Origin of the sequence: uncultured Aquabacterium sp. (genome assembly GCF_947366995.1) — a bacterium.
In the GTDB taxonomy this organism is placed as follows: domain Bacteria; phylum Pseudomonadota; class Gammaproteobacteria; order Burkholderiales; family Burkholderiaceae_C; genus Aquabacterium.
The window spans coordinates 1-15,601 of the sequence record NZ_CANBCC010000087.1 but is presented as its reverse complement, the minus strand read 5'-3'; the positions used below and the strand labels follow the sequence as shown (position 1 = coordinate 15,601).

At 68.1% G+C, this 15,601-nt stretch carries 11 protein-coding genes and 1 riboswitch; of the genes, 6 read left to right on the top strand and 5 right to left on the bottom strand.

Features of this window, described 5'->3' with window-relative positions:
* Positions 1–274: 274 nt before the first annotated feature.
* The 3 genes from ahcY to Q0Z44_RS16750 form a co-directional block, all read right to left on the bottom strand.
* The gene (gene ahcY, locus Q0Z44_RS16760) at positions 275–1,711 is read right to left on the bottom strand and encodes an adenosylhomocysteinase (RefSeq protein WP_298014892.1); all 1,437 of its coding nucleotides are present in this window, start codon (positions 1,709–1,711) and stop codon (positions 275–277) included.
* Positions 1,712–1,797: 86 nt separating this feature from the next.
* Positions 1,798–1,889: riboswitch (S-adenosyl-L-homocysteine riboswitch) on the bottom strand.
* 35 nt (positions 1,890–1,924) lie between these two features.
* Entirely contained in the window at positions 1,925–2,764 is an 840-nt protein-coding gene (locus Q0Z44_RS16755; protein ID WP_298014891.1) for a GGDEF domain-containing protein, read from the bottom strand.
* A 9-nt stretch (positions 2,765–2,773) separates the two neighbouring features.
* Positions 2,774–2,992 (bottom strand): hypothetical protein, encoded by a 219-nt coding sequence (locus Q0Z44_RS16750; RefSeq protein WP_298014890.1) that lies wholly within the window; start codon positions 2,990–2,992, stop codon positions 2,774–2,776.
* Positions 2,993–3,232: 240 nt separating this feature from the next.
* Here Q0Z44_RS16750 and Q0Z44_RS16745 point away from each other — a divergent pair, with 240 nt between their 5' ends.
* From Q0Z44_RS16745 to Q0Z44_RS16730, 4 genes are all read left to right on the top strand, one after another.
* The gene (locus Q0Z44_RS16745; RefSeq protein ID WP_298014888.1) at positions 3,233–6,619 is read left to right on the top strand and encodes a PAS domain S-box protein; all 3,387 of its coding nucleotides are present in this window, start codon (positions 3,233–3,235) and stop codon (positions 6,617–6,619) included.
* Positions 6,620–6,680: 61 nt separating this feature from the next.
* Positions 6,681–8,297 carry a peptide chain release factor 3 gene (locus tag Q0Z44_RS16740; protein ID WP_298014886.1) on the top strand — a complete coding sequence of 539 codons (1,617 nt, stop codon included), beginning with the start codon at positions 6,681–6,683 and terminating at the stop codon, positions 8,295–8,297.
* 142 nt (positions 8,298–8,439) lie between these two features.
* On the top strand, positions 8,440–9,327 hold the full coding sequence (locus tag Q0Z44_RS16735) for a vWA domain-containing protein (RefSeq protein WP_298014884.1): 888 nt from the start codon (positions 8,440–8,442) through the stop codon (positions 9,325–9,327).
* A 155-nt stretch (positions 9,328–9,482) separates the two neighbouring features.
* Positions 9,483–10,202: a PEP-CTERM sorting domain-containing protein gene (locus Q0Z44_RS16730; protein ID WP_298014882.1), complete on the top strand. Its 720-nt coding sequence runs from the start codon at positions 9,483–9,485 to the stop codon at positions 10,200–10,202.
* Between the two features lie 21 nt (positions 10,203–10,223).
* On the opposite strand, the gene Q0Z44_RS16725 is transcribed toward Q0Z44_RS16730, so the two are convergent.
* Entirely contained in the window at positions 10,224–11,480 is a 1,257-nt protein-coding gene (locus tag Q0Z44_RS16725; protein ID WP_298014880.1) for an HD-GYP domain-containing protein, read from the bottom strand.
* Between the two features lie 239 nt (positions 11,481–11,719).
* Here Q0Z44_RS16725 and Q0Z44_RS16720 point away from each other — a divergent pair, with 239 nt between their 5' ends.
* Complete coding sequence (locus Q0Z44_RS16720; protein ID WP_298014878.1) at positions 11,720–13,264, top strand: methyl-accepting chemotaxis protein; 1,545 nt, start codon at positions 11,720–11,722, stop codon at positions 13,262–13,264.
* A 163-nt stretch (positions 13,265–13,427) separates the two neighbouring features.
* Here Q0Z44_RS16720 and metK read toward each other — a convergent pair whose 3' ends face one another.
* On the bottom strand, positions 13,428–14,618 hold the full coding sequence (metK, locus tag Q0Z44_RS16715) for a methionine adenosyltransferase (RefSeq protein ID WP_298014876.1): 1,191 nt from the start codon (positions 14,616–14,618) through the stop codon (positions 13,428–13,430).
* A gap of 315 nt (positions 14,619–14,933) precedes the next feature.
* On the opposite strand from metK, the gene Q0Z44_RS16710 reads away from it, so the two are divergent.
* Positions 14,934–15,601, top strand: a 668-nt coding sequence (locus tag Q0Z44_RS16710) for a lysophospholipid acyltransferase family protein (RefSeq protein WP_298014873.1), incomplete at its 3' end; no start/stop codon positions are given.

The window sequence follows — 15,601 nt, the reverse complement described above, 5'->3', positions numbered from 1 at the left end:
CCTCGGGCAGGTCTTCGCCGGCCTTGCGCAGCGTGGTCCAGCCCTTGGGGCCGAGCCACTGCGCCGCACTGGCGTCGATCAGCCGATGGGCCGCCGAGCGGGTGGGCACGAGCCCTTGTTGAACGAGAAGCTGATCAGCGCGTGGCATGAATTTCCTTGCAAGCGCGGCCCTGTCAGCACCGCGCAGTTCGATCCAGCAACCGCCATGGATCCGGCTCTGCCGGTCCATAGGCGGTGCCCCCTTGAGGGGGCGGCCGAAGGCCGTAGGGGGTGGTCAATACCGATACGTGTCGGGCTTGTACGGGCCCTGCTTGGGCACGCCGATGTAGGCGGCCTGCTCGTCGGTCAGCTCGGTCAGCTGGGCGTTGAGCGTGACCAGCTGCAGGCGGGCCACCTTCTCGTCGAGGTGCTTGGGCAGCACGTAGACCTTGCCCACGTCGTAGGCGTCCTTGTGCGCGAACAGCTCGATCTGGGCGATCGTCTGGTTCGCGAAGCTCGACGACATCACGTAGCTCGGGTGGCCGGTGGCGCAGCCGAGGTTCACCAGGCGGCCCTTGGCCAGCATGATGATGCGCTTGCCATCGGGGAAGATCACGTGGTCGACCTGCGGCTTGATCTCTTCCCACTTGCACTTGGCTTCGGCCTCGGCCACGTCGATCTCGTTGTCGAAGTGACCGATGTTGCACACGATGGCGTTTTCCTTCATCGCTTCCATGTGCTTGTAGGTGATCACGCTCTTGTTGCCGGTGGCGGTCACGAAGATGTCGGCCTTGTCGGCGGCGTAGTCCATCGTGACGACGCGGTAGCCTTCCATGGCGGCCTGCAGCGCGTTGATCGGGTCGATCTCGGTCACCCACACCTGGGCGCTGAGCGCGCGCAGGGCCTGAGCCGAGCCCTTGCCCACGTCACCGTAGCCGGCCACCACGGCGATCTTGCCGGCCACCATCACGTCGGTCGCGCGCTTGATGCCGTCGACCAGCGACTCGCGGCAACCGTACAGGTTGTCGAACTTCGACTTGGTCACCGAGTCGTTCACGTTGATGGCACGGAACATCAGCGTGCCCTTGGCGCTCATCTCGTTGAGGCGGTGCACGCCGGTCGTGGTCTCTTCGGTCACGCCGATGATCTCGGCCGACTTGCGCGAGTACCAGGTCGGGTCCTGGGCCAGCTTGGCCTTGATGGCGGCGAACAGCACGCGCTCTTCTTCGCTGCCGGGGTTGCTCAGCAGCGAGGCGTCCTTCTCGGCGCGCTTGCCCAGGTGCATCAGCAGCGTGGCGTCGCCGCCGTCGTCCAGGATCATGTTCGGGCCTTCACCGGGCGTGCCGGCCGGGCCGAATTCGAAGATGCGGTGGGTGTAGTCCCAGTAGTCTTCCAGCGTCTCGCCCTTGTAGGCGAACACGGGCGTGCCGGCGGCCACCAGGGCGGCAGCGGCGTGGTCCTGCGTCGAGAAGATGTTGCACGACGCCCAGCGCACTTCGGCGCCCAGGGCCTGCAGCGTTTCGACCAGCACGCCGGTCTGGATGGTCATGTGCAGCGAGCCGGTGATGCGCGCGCCCTTCAGGGGCTGCGTGGCGGCGTATTCCTTGCGGATGGCCATCAGCGCGGGCATCTCGTGCTCGGCAATGGTCAGTTCCTTGCGACCCCAGTCGGCCAGCGACAGGTCGGCGACCACGTACTGGTCGGAAGGCAGGGGTTTGAGAACAGCGTTCATGGTCAGGGCTCCGAAAGGATCAGAAGCCGCCGTGCGCTGCCGGGAGTCGGAAAGGCAAAAAGATGCAACTCACCCAGCGGGACACATGCGGGTGAGCGCCGTTGCAAGAGGTCTTGTCTTTCGAGCCTGGGGCCTGCGCCGACCGGGGGTCAGGGGCCTTGCAACGCTCCTCGAAAGCGGACGTGAGTATAAATCGTCCGGGGCCGCCTGTGTTCAGCTTTCGGTCGGCGACGCGAGGACGACGCGGTTGCGGCCGGCCTGTTTGCCCGCATAGAGCGCACGGTCTGCGCGAGCGAGGGCCTGGTCGAAGGCGCCACCGGCCTCCAGCACACTGACCCCCACCGTCATGGCCAGGGTCAGCGGCTGGCCATTGGCACCCGCCACACGCAGCTGCTGGACGCCGGCACGCAGGCGCTCGGCCACCGCCATCGCCTCCGGCACCTCGGTGCCGGGCAGCAGGATGAGGAACTCCTCGCCGCCCCATCGCGCCACGTGGTCGACCTGGCGCACCCCGGCGCGCAGCACATCGGCCACGGCCCGGAGAGCGTCGTCGCCGGTCTCGTGGCCATGGGTGTCGTTGATTGCCTTGAAGTGGTCGACATCGCCGAGCAGCACCGCCAGCGGCCCCGCGCCGCGCGCCACCCGCGCGGCCTCGCGCTGGGCCGCCTCCATCGCGGCGCGCCGGTTGCGCAACTGCGTGAGCGGGTCGGTGCGCGCCAGCTCCTGCAGGCGGGCCTGGGCCAGGGTCACCAGCCGGTAGTAGATGGTGGCCAGCAGGGCCAGGATGACGAGGGTGCAGGTGAGGTTGAAGTAGTACATGACGTCGACCACCGTCTGGGACGCGTTCATGTAGGGCGCCGCCCCGCGCCAGCGCCAGTCCATCAGCAGATAGAGCAGGCCGGTGAGCACCACCAGCACCGCCTTCCCGGCGGGCGCCAGCATCGAGTTCACGATCAGCACCGGGATGATGAGGATGATGTAGAAGTGAAAGCCGCTGTCCCAGCCGATGGCCTGCACCGCCAGCACGCCGTGGGCAATGATTTCCAGCGCCATCAATCCCATCTACAGGCGGACGTGCCCGTTGCGCAGCAGCAGGCCGGTCAGCACGTACAGCAGGACGCTGGCGACGTTGACCAGCGCCAGCGAGCGCACCCCGCTGAAATGAAAGACGAGGATGAGGCAGAAATGGGTGATCCCCGCCACGATGGCCACGGCCCCCATGAGTTCGCGGAAGACATCCAGCGACGAACCAGGGTGGAAGAGGGTGAGAAGGCGGCGCAAGGCGGGGGGCTGGGTTTCAGCGCGGGTGAGCGGACTCGATCGTTCTGTGTATCGGCATTCGGGGACGCCTGCTTGAGCCGCATGACGAACCCGCGGTGATCGTGACAAAACCGGCGCAAATACGGCCGTAGCCCGAGCATAACGACACGTCGGCCACCCGACAATAACGCCGGGAGCCGACGCACGGCACGCGAACGGGGCTCCCCCGCCCCCACCCTCCCCTGGTCTATACCCCTCCGGATGACTTGCCCCGCCCCGCTGCCCCCCGATGAAGCCCACCGTTTGGCGCGCTTGCAGGCGCTGGCGGTGCTGGACACCGCACCGGAACCGGTGTTCGACGCGCTGACCCGGCTGGCCAGCCAGGTGTGCGGCGTGCCGATCGCCCTGGTGTCGCTGATCGACGCCGAGCGGCAATGGTTCAAGTCGGCCACGGGCCTGGAGGGCGTGAGCGAGACGCCGCGCGATGTCGCCTTCTGTGCGCACGCCATCCTCGGAAGCGACGTGCTCGAGGTGAACGACGCCCGGCAGGACCCGCGGTTCGAACGCAACCCGCTGGTGTGCGACGACCCGCACATCCGCTTTTACGCCGGCGCCCCGATTGCGCTCGACGACGGCACCCGCATCGGCACGCTGTGCGTGATCGACCGCGAGCCCCGTGAACTGGACGCCCACCAGCGCGCCATGCTGCGCGAGCTGGCCGATGCCGCTGCGGCAGCGCTGGCGATGCGCGGGCGGGCGATCGAACAGACGCTGCAGGCCAAGAGCCGCTACGAAGACGAACTGCGTGAGCGGGAGCACCGCTATCGCCTGCTGGTCGAGGACCAGGCGGAGCTCATCTCGCTGATGGATCCGGACGGCACGCTGCGCTTCGTCAACGGGGCCTACGCCCGCTTCATGGGCGGCGACGCCGAGGCGCTCGTGGGGCGCTCCATCTACGACCTGATCGCACCCGAGGACTGCGCAGGCGTCCGCCAGCATCTGGCCGCGCTGTGCGCGGAAGGCGAGGTCTGGCACGGCGAGAACCGCCTGCGGGGTCACGATGGCGAACTGCACTGGTTCGGCTGGACGAACCGCGTGCGCCGCGACCACGACGGCCGCGTGCTGGGCATCCACTCCGTGGGTCGCGACATCACGGCCTACCGCGCGGCTGCCGAGGCGCTGCGCCAGAGCGAAGCGCGCCTGCGCACGCTGTACGAGCGGACACCGGCGATGCTGTGCTCGATGGACGCTGCGAACCGGCTCCTCACCGTCAGCGACACCTGGCTGGACAAGATGGGCTACACCCGTGACGAGGTGGTGGGCCGCCCGGTCGATGCGCTGATGGCGCCGGGCATGGCGCCCACCCGGGCCCACGCCCGCGCCGAACTCGATCGTCACGGCCGGTGCGTGGACATGCCCTACCGCCTGCTGCGCAAGGACGGCACGGTGCTCGAAACGCTGATGTCCGCCATCCTGGAGCGGGATGAAAGCGGCCAGCATGTCCGCACCGTGACCATCCTGGAGGACGTGACGCGCCGCCGCGCCGTCGAGGCCGAGCTGAAGGCCCACCAGGAGCGCCTGCGTGTCGCCACCCAGGCCAACGGCATCGGCATCTGGGAGTTCGACATCGCGGCCGACCGCCTGATGTGGAGCGACGAGATGTTCGGCATCTTCGGCTGCCCGCGCGAGACCTTCTCCGGCAAGCTGGACGACTGGCGGCGTTGCATTCACCCTGACGACCGAGCCCATTCGGCACAGGTGTTTGCCGAGGCACTGGCCGGCCGGCGCACGCTGGATTACGACTTCCGCGTGCAGCATCCGGACGGCACGGTGCGCTCGGTCTATGCGCGCGCGACGATCTTCCGCGATGACCATGGCCAGGCCGTGCGGGTGGTGGGCACCAACTACGACATCACCGAGCGCAAGCGCATGGAGCGCGAGCTGGCCGAGAAGCACGAGTTGCTGCGCGTGACGCTGCTGTCCATCGGCGACGCCGTCATCACCACCGATGCACAAGGCCGCGTGCAGTGGCTGAACCCCGTGGCCGAACGCATGACGGCCTGGAGCACCGAGGCCGCGCGCGGCCTGCCGCTTGCCGAGGTCTTCCAGATCGTGGACGAGCACAGCCGCCTGCCGGCGCCCTGCCCCGTCACGCGCTGCCTGTCCGATCACCACGCGATTCCGCTGTGCCGCCATACGCAACTGCTCTCGCGCAATGGCAGCGAGTACGGCATCGAGGAATCGGCCGCGCCCATCCGCGATGACCAGGGCACCGTGCTGGGCGTGGTGCTCGTCTTCCACGATGTGACCGAGCAGCGCCGCATGGGCCGCGAGATGCGCTTCCGTGCGACGCACGACGAGCTCACCGGGCTCATCAACCGTGGCGAGTTCGAACGGCGCCTGATGCACACGCTCGAGAAGGCCCATGCCGATGGCACGCGCCACGCGATGATGTACATCGACCTGGACCAGTTCAAGCTCGTCAACGACGCGTGCGGCCACGCGATGGGCGACCAGCTGCTGTGCCAGGTCACCACACTGCTGCAAGGCTGCGTGCGCTCGCGCGACACGCTGGCGCGCCTGGGCGGCGACGAGTTCGGCGTGATCCTCGAGCACTGCACGGTCGAGCAGGCGCAGCGCGTGGCCCAGCAGATCTGCGACGCGATGGAGGACTTCCGCTTCACGCACGAGGGCCGGCGTTTCCGCATCGGCACCAGCATCGGCCTCGTGCCGGTGGATGCCCGCTGGGCCAACGCCTCGCTGGTGCTGCAGGCGGCCGACACGGCCTGCTACGCCGCCAAGGAAGCCGGCCGCAACCGCGTGCACGCCTGGTACGACACCGACCAGATGCTCAAGGCCCGCCAGGGCGAAATGCAGTGGGCCAGCCGGCTGGAGCAGGCCATCGACGAAGACCGCTTCGTGCTGTACGCGCAGCGCATCGCCCCGCTTGGCCAGCATGCCGCGCACGAGGGCCTGCACGCCGAATTGCTGATCCGCCTGCGCGACGACGACGGCAAACTCATTCCGCCCGGCGCCTTCCTGCCCGCCGCCGAGCGCTTCCACATGGCGTCGCGCATCGACCGCTGGGTGCTGCGCCACGCCTTCCGCATGCTCGAGGCCCACGAAGGCGACCTCGGCCACGTGGCCACGCTGGCCGTCAATCTCTCAGGCCAGTCCATCGGCGACAAGGCCTTTCACCGCTTCGTGGCCGAGCTGGTGTCCCGCACCCGCATCGACGTGCGCAAGCTCTGCCTGGAGATCACCGAGACCGCGGCCATCACCAACCTGGCCGACGCCACCGTCTTCATCGACGAGATGCGCAAGCTCGGCGTGCGCATTGCGCTGGACGACTTCGGTGCGGGCTCCTCGTCCTTCGGCTACCTCAAGAGCCTGGCGGTGGACTACCTCAAGATCGACGGCCAGTTCATCAAGACCCTGACCAGCAACGCGCTCGACCACGCCGCCGTGCGCTGCTTCCGCGACGTGGCCCAGGTGCTGGGCATCCGCACCATTGCCGAGTTCGTCGAGGACGAGGCGACGGTGACCGAACTGCGCCGCATCGGGGTGGACTACGCGCAGGGCTACCTCGTGCACCGGCCGGAGCCGCTGGAAACCGCCCTCGGCCTGCACGCCCCGCAGACAGCCTGATCCCCCGCAGGTCAACCGAAGCTGCGACAATCGCAGGTTCGATTCCCTGCCGAGCCTGCCCGTGAGCTTCACGCCCGAAACCCGCCGCCGCCGCACCTTCGCGATCATTTCCCACCCCGACGCCGGTAAGACGACGTTGACGGAAAAGCTGCTGCTGTTCTCGGGCGCCATCCACATCGCCGGGGCGGTCAAGGGCCGCAAGGCCTCGCGCCACGCCACGTCGGACTGGATGGAAATCGAAAAGCAGCGCGGCATTTCGGTGGCCTCGTCCGTCATGCAGATGCTCTACCGCGAGCACGTGGTGAACCTGCTCGACACCCCGGGCCACAAGGACTTCTCGGAAGACACCTACCGCGTGCTGACCGCGGTCGACTCGGCCCTGATGGTCATCGACGCGGCCAACGGCGTGGAGGCCCAGACCAAGCGCCTGATCGAGGTCTGCCGCCAGCGTGACACGCCCATCATCACCTTCATCAACAAGATGGACCGCGAAGGCCGCGACCCCATCGAACTGCTCGATGAAGTGGAAGCCGAACTGGGCATGCCCTGCGTGCCGATGACGTGGCCCGTGGGCCAGGGCAAGGGCTTTGGCGGCATCGTCAACCTGCGCACGCAGAGCATGCGCCTGTTCGACGCCGGCGAGGACAAGCGCAGCGACGAGTACGAAGTGGTGCCGCTCACCGAGCGCGCCAAGCTGGCCGAGCGTTTCGGCCACGACTGGGAGCTGGCCGAGCAGAACATGGAGCTCATGGCCGAGGCCGCGCCCGCGTTCGACCTCGAACAGTTCCTCGCCGCCAAGCAGACGCCCGTGTTCTTCGGCTCGGCCGTCAACAACTTCGGCGTGCAGGAGGTGCTCGACGCCCTGGTCGACCTGGCCCCGGCACCGCGCCCCCGCTTCAGCACCGAGAAGGACGGCTCGCACAAGGAGATCGCGCCCGACATGGCCAACTTCTCCGGCGTCGTCTTCAAGGTGCAGGCCAACATGGACCCGTCGCACCGCGACCGCATCGCCTTCGTGCGCGTGTGCTCGGGCAAATACACCCCGGGCATGAAGCTCAAGGTGCAGCGCAGCGGCAAGGAGCTGCGGCCCACGTCCGTCGTCACCTTCCTGTCGCAGCGCCGTGAAGCGGTCGACGAAGCCTTTGCCGGCGACATCATCGGTTTCACCACGCACGGCGGCGTGCAGCTGGGCGACACCATCACCGACGGCATCAGCCTGCAGTACACCGGCCTGCCCTTCTTCGCGCCCGAGCTGTTCCAGACGGTCGAGCTGAAGAACCCGATGAAGAGCAAGCAGCTGCAGGCCGGCCTGCTGCAATTGGGTGAAGAAGGCGCCATCCAGGTCTTCCGGCCCGAGGTGGGCGGCGCCATGCTGCTGGGCGCCGTCGGTCAGCTGCAGTTCGAAGTGGTGCAGCACCGCCTGATGGCCGAGTACGGCGTCGACATCCGCCTGATGCCCTGCCGCTTCACCGGCGCGCGCTGGATCACGGCCGACACGCCCGAGGCGCTGAAGAAGTTCACCGACGAGAACGCCAGCAAGCTGGCACTCGACGCGGCCGACACCCTGGCCTACATGATGACCTCGGCGTACGACCTGCGGCTGACGGCCGAGCGGCACCCGCACGTGCACTTCCACCCGCTGCGCGAGCACGCGGGCCTGAGCCTGTCGAGCCAGTGAAGTGATCCGTGCGCGGGCAAATCGCATGCCCCGCGCACGGAATCCGATCCCGCTCTCTAGGGATGGGGTGGTGACCGGCACGCCCGTAAGCTGCCGTCCGCGCGGTCCGCGCGTCACCATCATTCATTTCAGGAGAGTCCCCATGAACCAGCGCCACCTTGCCGTGGTCGTCGCGGCGTTTGCCGCCCTGTCGGCCCAGGCCGCCCCCAAGGCCACGACGGCCGATCTCATCGTGCTGATGGACGAGTCCGGCTCGATGACCGGCGAACAGGCGTGGATGCGCACCGTCGTCCCCACGCTCGATGCCGAGCTCGGCGCGCTGGGCCTGACCGGCAACCGCTTCGGCCTGACCGGGTTCGGCGCCAGTGCGGCAGGCAAGCCGCACTACGTGCGCTCGTTCAGCATCGGGGGCAGCCAGCTCGGTTCGGCGGCCGACTGGGTGACGGCGAGCGCCGGGCTGGCGGCATCCGGCTCCACCGAAGACGGCTGGGCGGCCCTGAACCAGGCCGCCACCATCGCGCCGCGCGCCGGCGCCGCACGCAACATCATCCTCGTCACCGACGAGGACCGGGACAACACCGACCCCAGCCTGACCTTCGGGGGGCTGCTGGCCGACATGCAGGCCGACCGCACCCTGCTCAACGTCGTGGTCAACAACACCTTCCGTTGTGGCGATGGCAGCGCCGCCATGGGCATCATCGGCACGACCGGGTTCAAGGCAGACGGTGCGGGCGGGTTCTCGACCTGCACCGGGGCCTTTGCCAGCGGCGCCGGGAGCACCCGTGCGGCCTATGTCGACCTGGCGCTCGCCACCGGCGGCGGGGCCTGGAACCTCAACATCCTGCGCAATGGCGGCCTGCACGCCGAGTCCTTCACCAGCGCCTTCGTGGCCGGCAAGGTGGGCGAGATCATCACGCAACCGCCGGCGGTGCCCGAGCCCACCACCTGGGGCCTGGCCTGCACCGGCCTGCTCGTGGCCGGGTGGGTGGCCCGGCGACAGCGACGCGGCACCGCGGCCGCATCGGCCTGAGCACCCACCGAAAGGACGGGGGAAGCCGCGACAGCGCGTCCGGATTTCCCCCTAAGAACGGCGGCGTCCACGGGTTCGGGGGGGACAACACAGGACATGGGCTCGGTACAGTGGGGACTCCGGCGTGCGTTTTGCGCCACCCAGCCTTCATCACCATGCACAGCCTGATCCGTTCCTCTCTCGTCGCCGCCGCCCTGATCGCGGCCACCGCCCACGCCGAAACCATCGGCTTCACGAACACCACGGTGGGCGGGGTGGCCCTGACGGCCGCCACCGGCGCCGCCGGCTCGACCAATCTGTGCAGCGGCAGCGGCGTCTGCGCCACTTCCATCAGCTACAACACCGCCGCCGGCGGCCTGCTGACCGTCACCGCCAAGGACAGCCCCGACTTCGACACGCTGGCCCTGGTGCACCAGAGCAAGCTGAGCAACGCCGGCCTCGGCGTCGTCACCGGCTACATGAAGTCCAGCGGCTTCGACATCGTCGACGGCAACTACTCGCTCAGCCAGCCGAAGGAAACACTGACGCTGTCGTTCCAGCACACGGTGGCGCTGAGCCAGCTGGTGTTCTTCCCGGACGACCGCCTCTCGCTGAGCCTGACGCGCGAACTGGACGACTTCGACGGCTTCACCGTGTCGGTGGACGGCCGTGCGGCGGTCGAGTACAGCTTCGGCAAGAACGGCGGCCAGCCGGTCACCCTGAGCACGCCGCTGATCGGCAACACCTTCACTTTCGGCTATGCCGTGAAGAAGTCGCCGGAAGACTACTATCTGGCCGGCCTGAAGGTCACGGCCGTGCCGGAAGCCTCGACGCTGGCCATGATGGGCCTGGGTCTGGCTGGCGTGGCCGCTGTGGCCCGCCGCCGCCGCGCCTGAACGCGCACACGCCGCAGCCGCTCAGGGCTGCGGCATCCACAGCTGGTCGAGGTGCTTGAAGCCCCACACGGCCGGTGACTCACGGCCGACGATCTGGTCGACCGACTTGCTCAGGTCCAGCCGCTCCGGCGGGATGTGCTGCTTGGCCTTGGTCGAGAAGAACACCCGCACCACCGGGTGCAGCAGCGAGCCCGTCCCCTGCTCCATCACCACGGCCAGACGACCGGACTGCAGCCGCACCAGCGAGCCCGTCGGGTAGATGCCCAGGCTCTTGACGAAGGCCTGGAACACGCGCTCGTCAAAGTGGCCTTCCTTGGTCCACTGCGCCATCTTCTGCACCGACTCGGCCGGATCCCAACCTGCCTTGTAGGGGCGGTTCGAGGTGATGGCGTCGTACACGTCGGTCACGGCGCCCATGCGGGCGTACAGGCTGATCTGCTCGCCCTTCAGGCGGTGCGGATAGCCGGTGCCATTCATCTTCTCATGGTGGTGCAGGCACACCTCAAGCGGAATCTTGCCCACACCGCGGCCCTCGACCAGCATGCGGTGCCCGGCTTCCGGGTGGCCCTTCATGATGGCGTACTCGGCGTCCGTCAGCTTGCCGGGCTTGTTGAGCACGTCCAGCGGCATCATGGCCTTGCCCAGGTCGTGCACCAGCCCGGCCAGGCCGACCTCACGGGTCTCGTCCTCGCTGAGCCCCAGCTGGCGCGCCAGCGCCACCATCAGCGCGCACACCGCCACCGAGTGCATGTAGGTGTAGTCGTCGCTGGTCTTGAGCCGTGCCAGGCTCACGATGGCGCCGGGATTGCGGGCCACCGACTGCGTGATCTCATCGACCAGCGGCAGGCAGTGCTCGGTGTCGACGGCCTTGCCCATGCGGGCGTCGGCAAACATCGACTTCATCGCAGGCCGGGCCTGCCCGAGGATGCGGCGCGCGCGCACCACCTCTTCGGTCATGCCACAAGGCTTGGCCGGCACGGGCTGCGGCGCGGGGGCACCGATGCCGCTCAGGTCGGCTTCGGGGGCACCGGCACCCGCCGGCACCTCGACGTCATCGACCCACTGCGTCGGCACCGGCGGCCGCGGCGCCTCGACATCCACACCCTTCGAGGTGTCGATCCAGACCGTTTTGATGTTCGAAGTCTTCAGCTGCGCCAGCTGCGCCGGCTGCTCCACCTTGAACGCCGACTTCCAGAACGGGTGGTCCAGCCAGGATGCGTCCAGCTCGTCGATGTACATGCCGACGCGAACCAGCGCCACGGGGATCTTTTTTCTCATGATGGGTGTGGCAGGCGACGGGGCCGCACTGTACGAGCATCCTAGGCGCGCTGGAAGAGATCGGATCGTTAAAAATGCGGGATACCGGCCAGTTTGTTGCCCCGCCCGAAGCTCGATAAATGGCGGTAGATTAACGATTTCCGGACTCGGAAAAACCCCATACCCCCGGGGCTATTGTGTGCCGAAAACCTGGATGACTGCCCGCGTGTCGTCGGGCCGCAAAACCAGGGAACCACGCCATGAAACACGCCCGATTGGGCATCGCCGGCACATTGTGGGCCGGCCTGGGCCTCCTCATTGTCGCCGTGCTGACGCTCAACGCCGGAGCCGGCTGGATTTCGATGCAGGAGATGGCCAGCGCAGATGCGAAGCGCGCCATCGCTGCGGAAAAACTGAAGGCCGCACGCCAGTGGGCCCACCTCAGCGAAGTGGTGGTCACCCGCATCGTCGCGCTGACCGACGCCCGCAGCGACACCGGGGCCGTTGACAAGGTGCGCGCCCGCAACGAAGCCGACATCCGCAAGATCACCGAAATCAAGCAGCGCATCGAGACGCTGCCGCTGAGTGACGCCGACAAGGCCCAGATCCAGCTGATCGCCGAACGGCGAGCGACCGTGCTCGCCACCCGCGCGCGCATCGACGCGTTGCAGCAGGCCGGGGACACCGAAGGTGCCCGCGCACTGGCCGATGCCACCTTCCAGAAGGAAGTGAGCACCTACTACCAGGCGCTGGGCCGGTTTGCCGAGATGCAGGAAGAGGCTTCGAATGCCGTGAGCGCCGAGCTGGCAGCCAGCCACCGCGGCCACACACTGTGGTCACTGGCCCTGATGGCAGCCCTGTTGGCGCTGGCGGCGCTCGGCGCACAACGTCTCATCAGCTCGATCCGCCACGCGCTGGACCGCTCGGTGGAGGCCGCACGCCGCATTGCCGAGGGCGACCTCACCGTGCAACTGGACACGACCCGCCAGGATGAACTGGGGCAGTTGATGCAGGCGCTGGAAGCCATGGCGCGCTCGCTCAGCGGCCTGGTCAGCCAGGTTCGACAGGCCACCGACAGCATCCACACGGCCTCGGGCGAGATCGCCTCGGGCAACCACGACCTGAGTGCCCGCACCGAACAGGCGGCCAGCAGCCTGCAGCAGACCGCTTCGTCGATGGAGCAGCTCTCGGGCACCGTGCAGCACTACGCTGACACCGCCCGCGAAGCCAACCAGCTGGCCACGGACGCCACGCAGGCCGTGCGCCATGGCGGTCAGGTGGTGGACGAGGTGGTGACGCAGATGGACGGCATCGCGATGGCTTCGCGCAAGATCGCCGACATCATCGGCGTGATCGACGGCATCGCGTTCCAGACCAACATTCTGGCGCTGAACGCCGCGGTGGAAGCAGCCCGCGCCGGCGAGCAGGGCCGCGGCTTTGCCGTGGTGGCCGGTGAGGTCCGCACGCTGGCCCAGCGCAGCGCGCAGGCCGCCAAGGAAATCAAGACGCTGATCAACGACTCGACCGAGCGCGTCGACAACGGCGCCAAGCTGGTCGACTCGGCGGGGCAAACCATGCGGCAGATCGTCTCGGCGATCGAGCGGGTCAACCAGATGATGACCGAGATCACCGCCTCGGCCAGCGAGCAGAGCGAAGGCATCCGCCAGGTGAATGGCGCCGTGACGCACCTCGACCAGATGACGCAGCAGAACGCCGCGCTGGTGGAAGAGGCCGCGGCGGCCGCCTCCAGCCTGCGCGACCAGGCCGATCAGCTCAACGGCCTGGTGCGGGTGTTCAAGGTGTGATCGGGCTTACAGGCCCGCTGCGTCCCGCAGCGCCGCAAGCCGGATACCGCGCTGGCGCGCGGCGGGCTTACAGCCCGGCGGCTGCACGCAGTGCAGCCGCTTTGTGGGTCGCGGCCTGGCGGCCGCTCCCCGCAAGGCCCAGTGAGCCCTGCTGTCGCAGGCCTCAGCCCTTCAGGCCCGCTGCGTCCCGCAGCGCCTGGGCCTTGTCCGTCTTCTCCCACGTGAACTCGGGCTCTTCGCGGCCGAAGTGGCCGTAGGCTGCGGTCTTGGAGTAAATCGGGCGCAGCAGGTCCAGCATCTGGATGATGCCCTTCGGACGCAGGTCGAAAATGCCGCTTTCGGCCACGATCTTCGACAGCTTGTCGTCAGGGATCACGCCCGTGCCTTCGGTGTAGACCGTGATGTTCATGGGCTGGGCCACGCCGATGGCGTAGGCCACCTGCACCTGGCACTGACGCGCCAGACCGGCTGCCACGATGTTCTTGGCCACATAGCGGGCGGCGTAGGCGGCCGAGCGGTCCACCTTCGACGGGTCCTTGCCCGAGAACGCGCCACCGCCGTGCGGGCAGGCGCCGCCGTAGGTGTCCACGATGATCTTGCGGCCGGTCAGACCGCAGTCACCCTGCGGGCCGCCGATCACGAAGCGACCGGTCGGGTTGATCAGGTAGCGGGTCTCCTTGAGCCACTCCTTGGGCAGCACCGGCTTGATGATCTCTTCAATGATTGCCTCGTTGAACTCGGGCTTCATCTTGTCGCCCAGGCTCCACTCGGGGGCGTGCTGGGTCGACAGCACCACGGTGTCGATGCTGTGCGGCTTGCCGTCCACATAGCGCATCGTGACCTGGCTCTTGGCGTCCGGGCGCAGGAAGGGCAGACGGCCGTCCTTGCGCAGCTGGGCCTGGCGCTCGACCAGACGGTGTGCGTAGTAGATGGGCGCCGGCATCAGCTCGGGCGTTTCGTCGCAGGCGTAGCCGAACATCAGCCCCTGGTCGCCGGCGCCGATGTTCAGGTAATCGTCCGAAGCGTGGTCCACGCCCTGGGCGATGTCATTCGACTGCTTGTCGTAAGCGACCAGCACGGCGCAACCCTTGTAGTCGATGCCGTACTCGGTGTTGTCGTAGCCGATGCGCTTGATGGTGTCGCGCGCCACCTGGATGTAGTCGACGTGGGCGTTGGTGGTGATTTCACCGGCCAGCACGACCAGCCCGGTGTTGCACAGCGTTTCGGCGGCCACGCGGGACTTGGGGTCCTGCTCGAAGATGGCGTCGAGGATGGCGTCCGAGATCTGGTCGGCGACCTTGTCGGGGTGGCCTTCAGAGACGGACTCGGAGGTGAAGAGGAAATCGTTCGCCACAGTGGGTACTCCAGAAGATTGATGACGGGCACTCGGCGTCGCCGAGGCTGTGGAAGTCATGCAAGGTGCGGTTCTTCTGGCAGCGGCGAACGCTTTAGCGGCATTTGTGGATCGCCCCGCAAGTTGTCCTGTTAACTCGGCGATGGCGCAATTCTAGAGGAACGGCGCTCGCCGTGCTCGCCGCAGCGCCCCGGAAAACGCGCCAGATGCACCACAGAGGCGGGGTTGTTTTCCGGACCAGCGCGCGCGGAAGCTTCCGGGTTGTCCTGCAACCGCCGCGGCGGGCGCAGGCGGGGGACTCCCTACAATCGACGCATGGCCCGCCTGTTCTCGCTCCTGTCCCGCTGGCCGCTCGGTCTCCTGCACGCCCTCGGCGCGGGCCTGGGCTGGCTGAGTTACCTGCTGTCGCCCACCTACCGTCGGCGCCTGCAGGCGCACGCCCGTGCCGCCGGGCTGAGCCGCACGCAGATACGGCAGGCCGTCGGCCATGCGGGCCGGATGGTCGGTGAGCTGCCCCTGATGTGGGGCCGACCGCGCGAGGAGGCCCTGGGCCCGCGCGTGCAGTGGCGCCACCCCGAAGTGGTCGAGGCGGCCCTCGCCGAGGGGCGCGGCCTGCTGCTGCTGACGCCGCACCTCGGCTGCTTCGAGGTCACGGCCCAGGCCTATGCCGAGCGCTTCGGCGCCGTCAAACCCATCACGGCGCTGTACCGCCCGGCCAAGCAGGCCTGGCTGGCCGAGATGATGAAGGACTCGCGCAATCGCCCGGGCATGCAGACCAGCCCCGCCACGCTGGCCGGCGTGCGCCAGATGCTGCGCGCGCTCAAGAAGGGCGAAACCGTGGGGCTGCTGCCCGATCAGGTGCCGCCTGAAGGCATGGGTGCGTGGGCCCCGTTCTTCGGCCGATCGGCCTACACGATGACGATGGCCGCCAAGCTCGTGGCCCAGACGCGCTGTGCCGTGGTGCTGCTGCGTGGCGAGCGGCT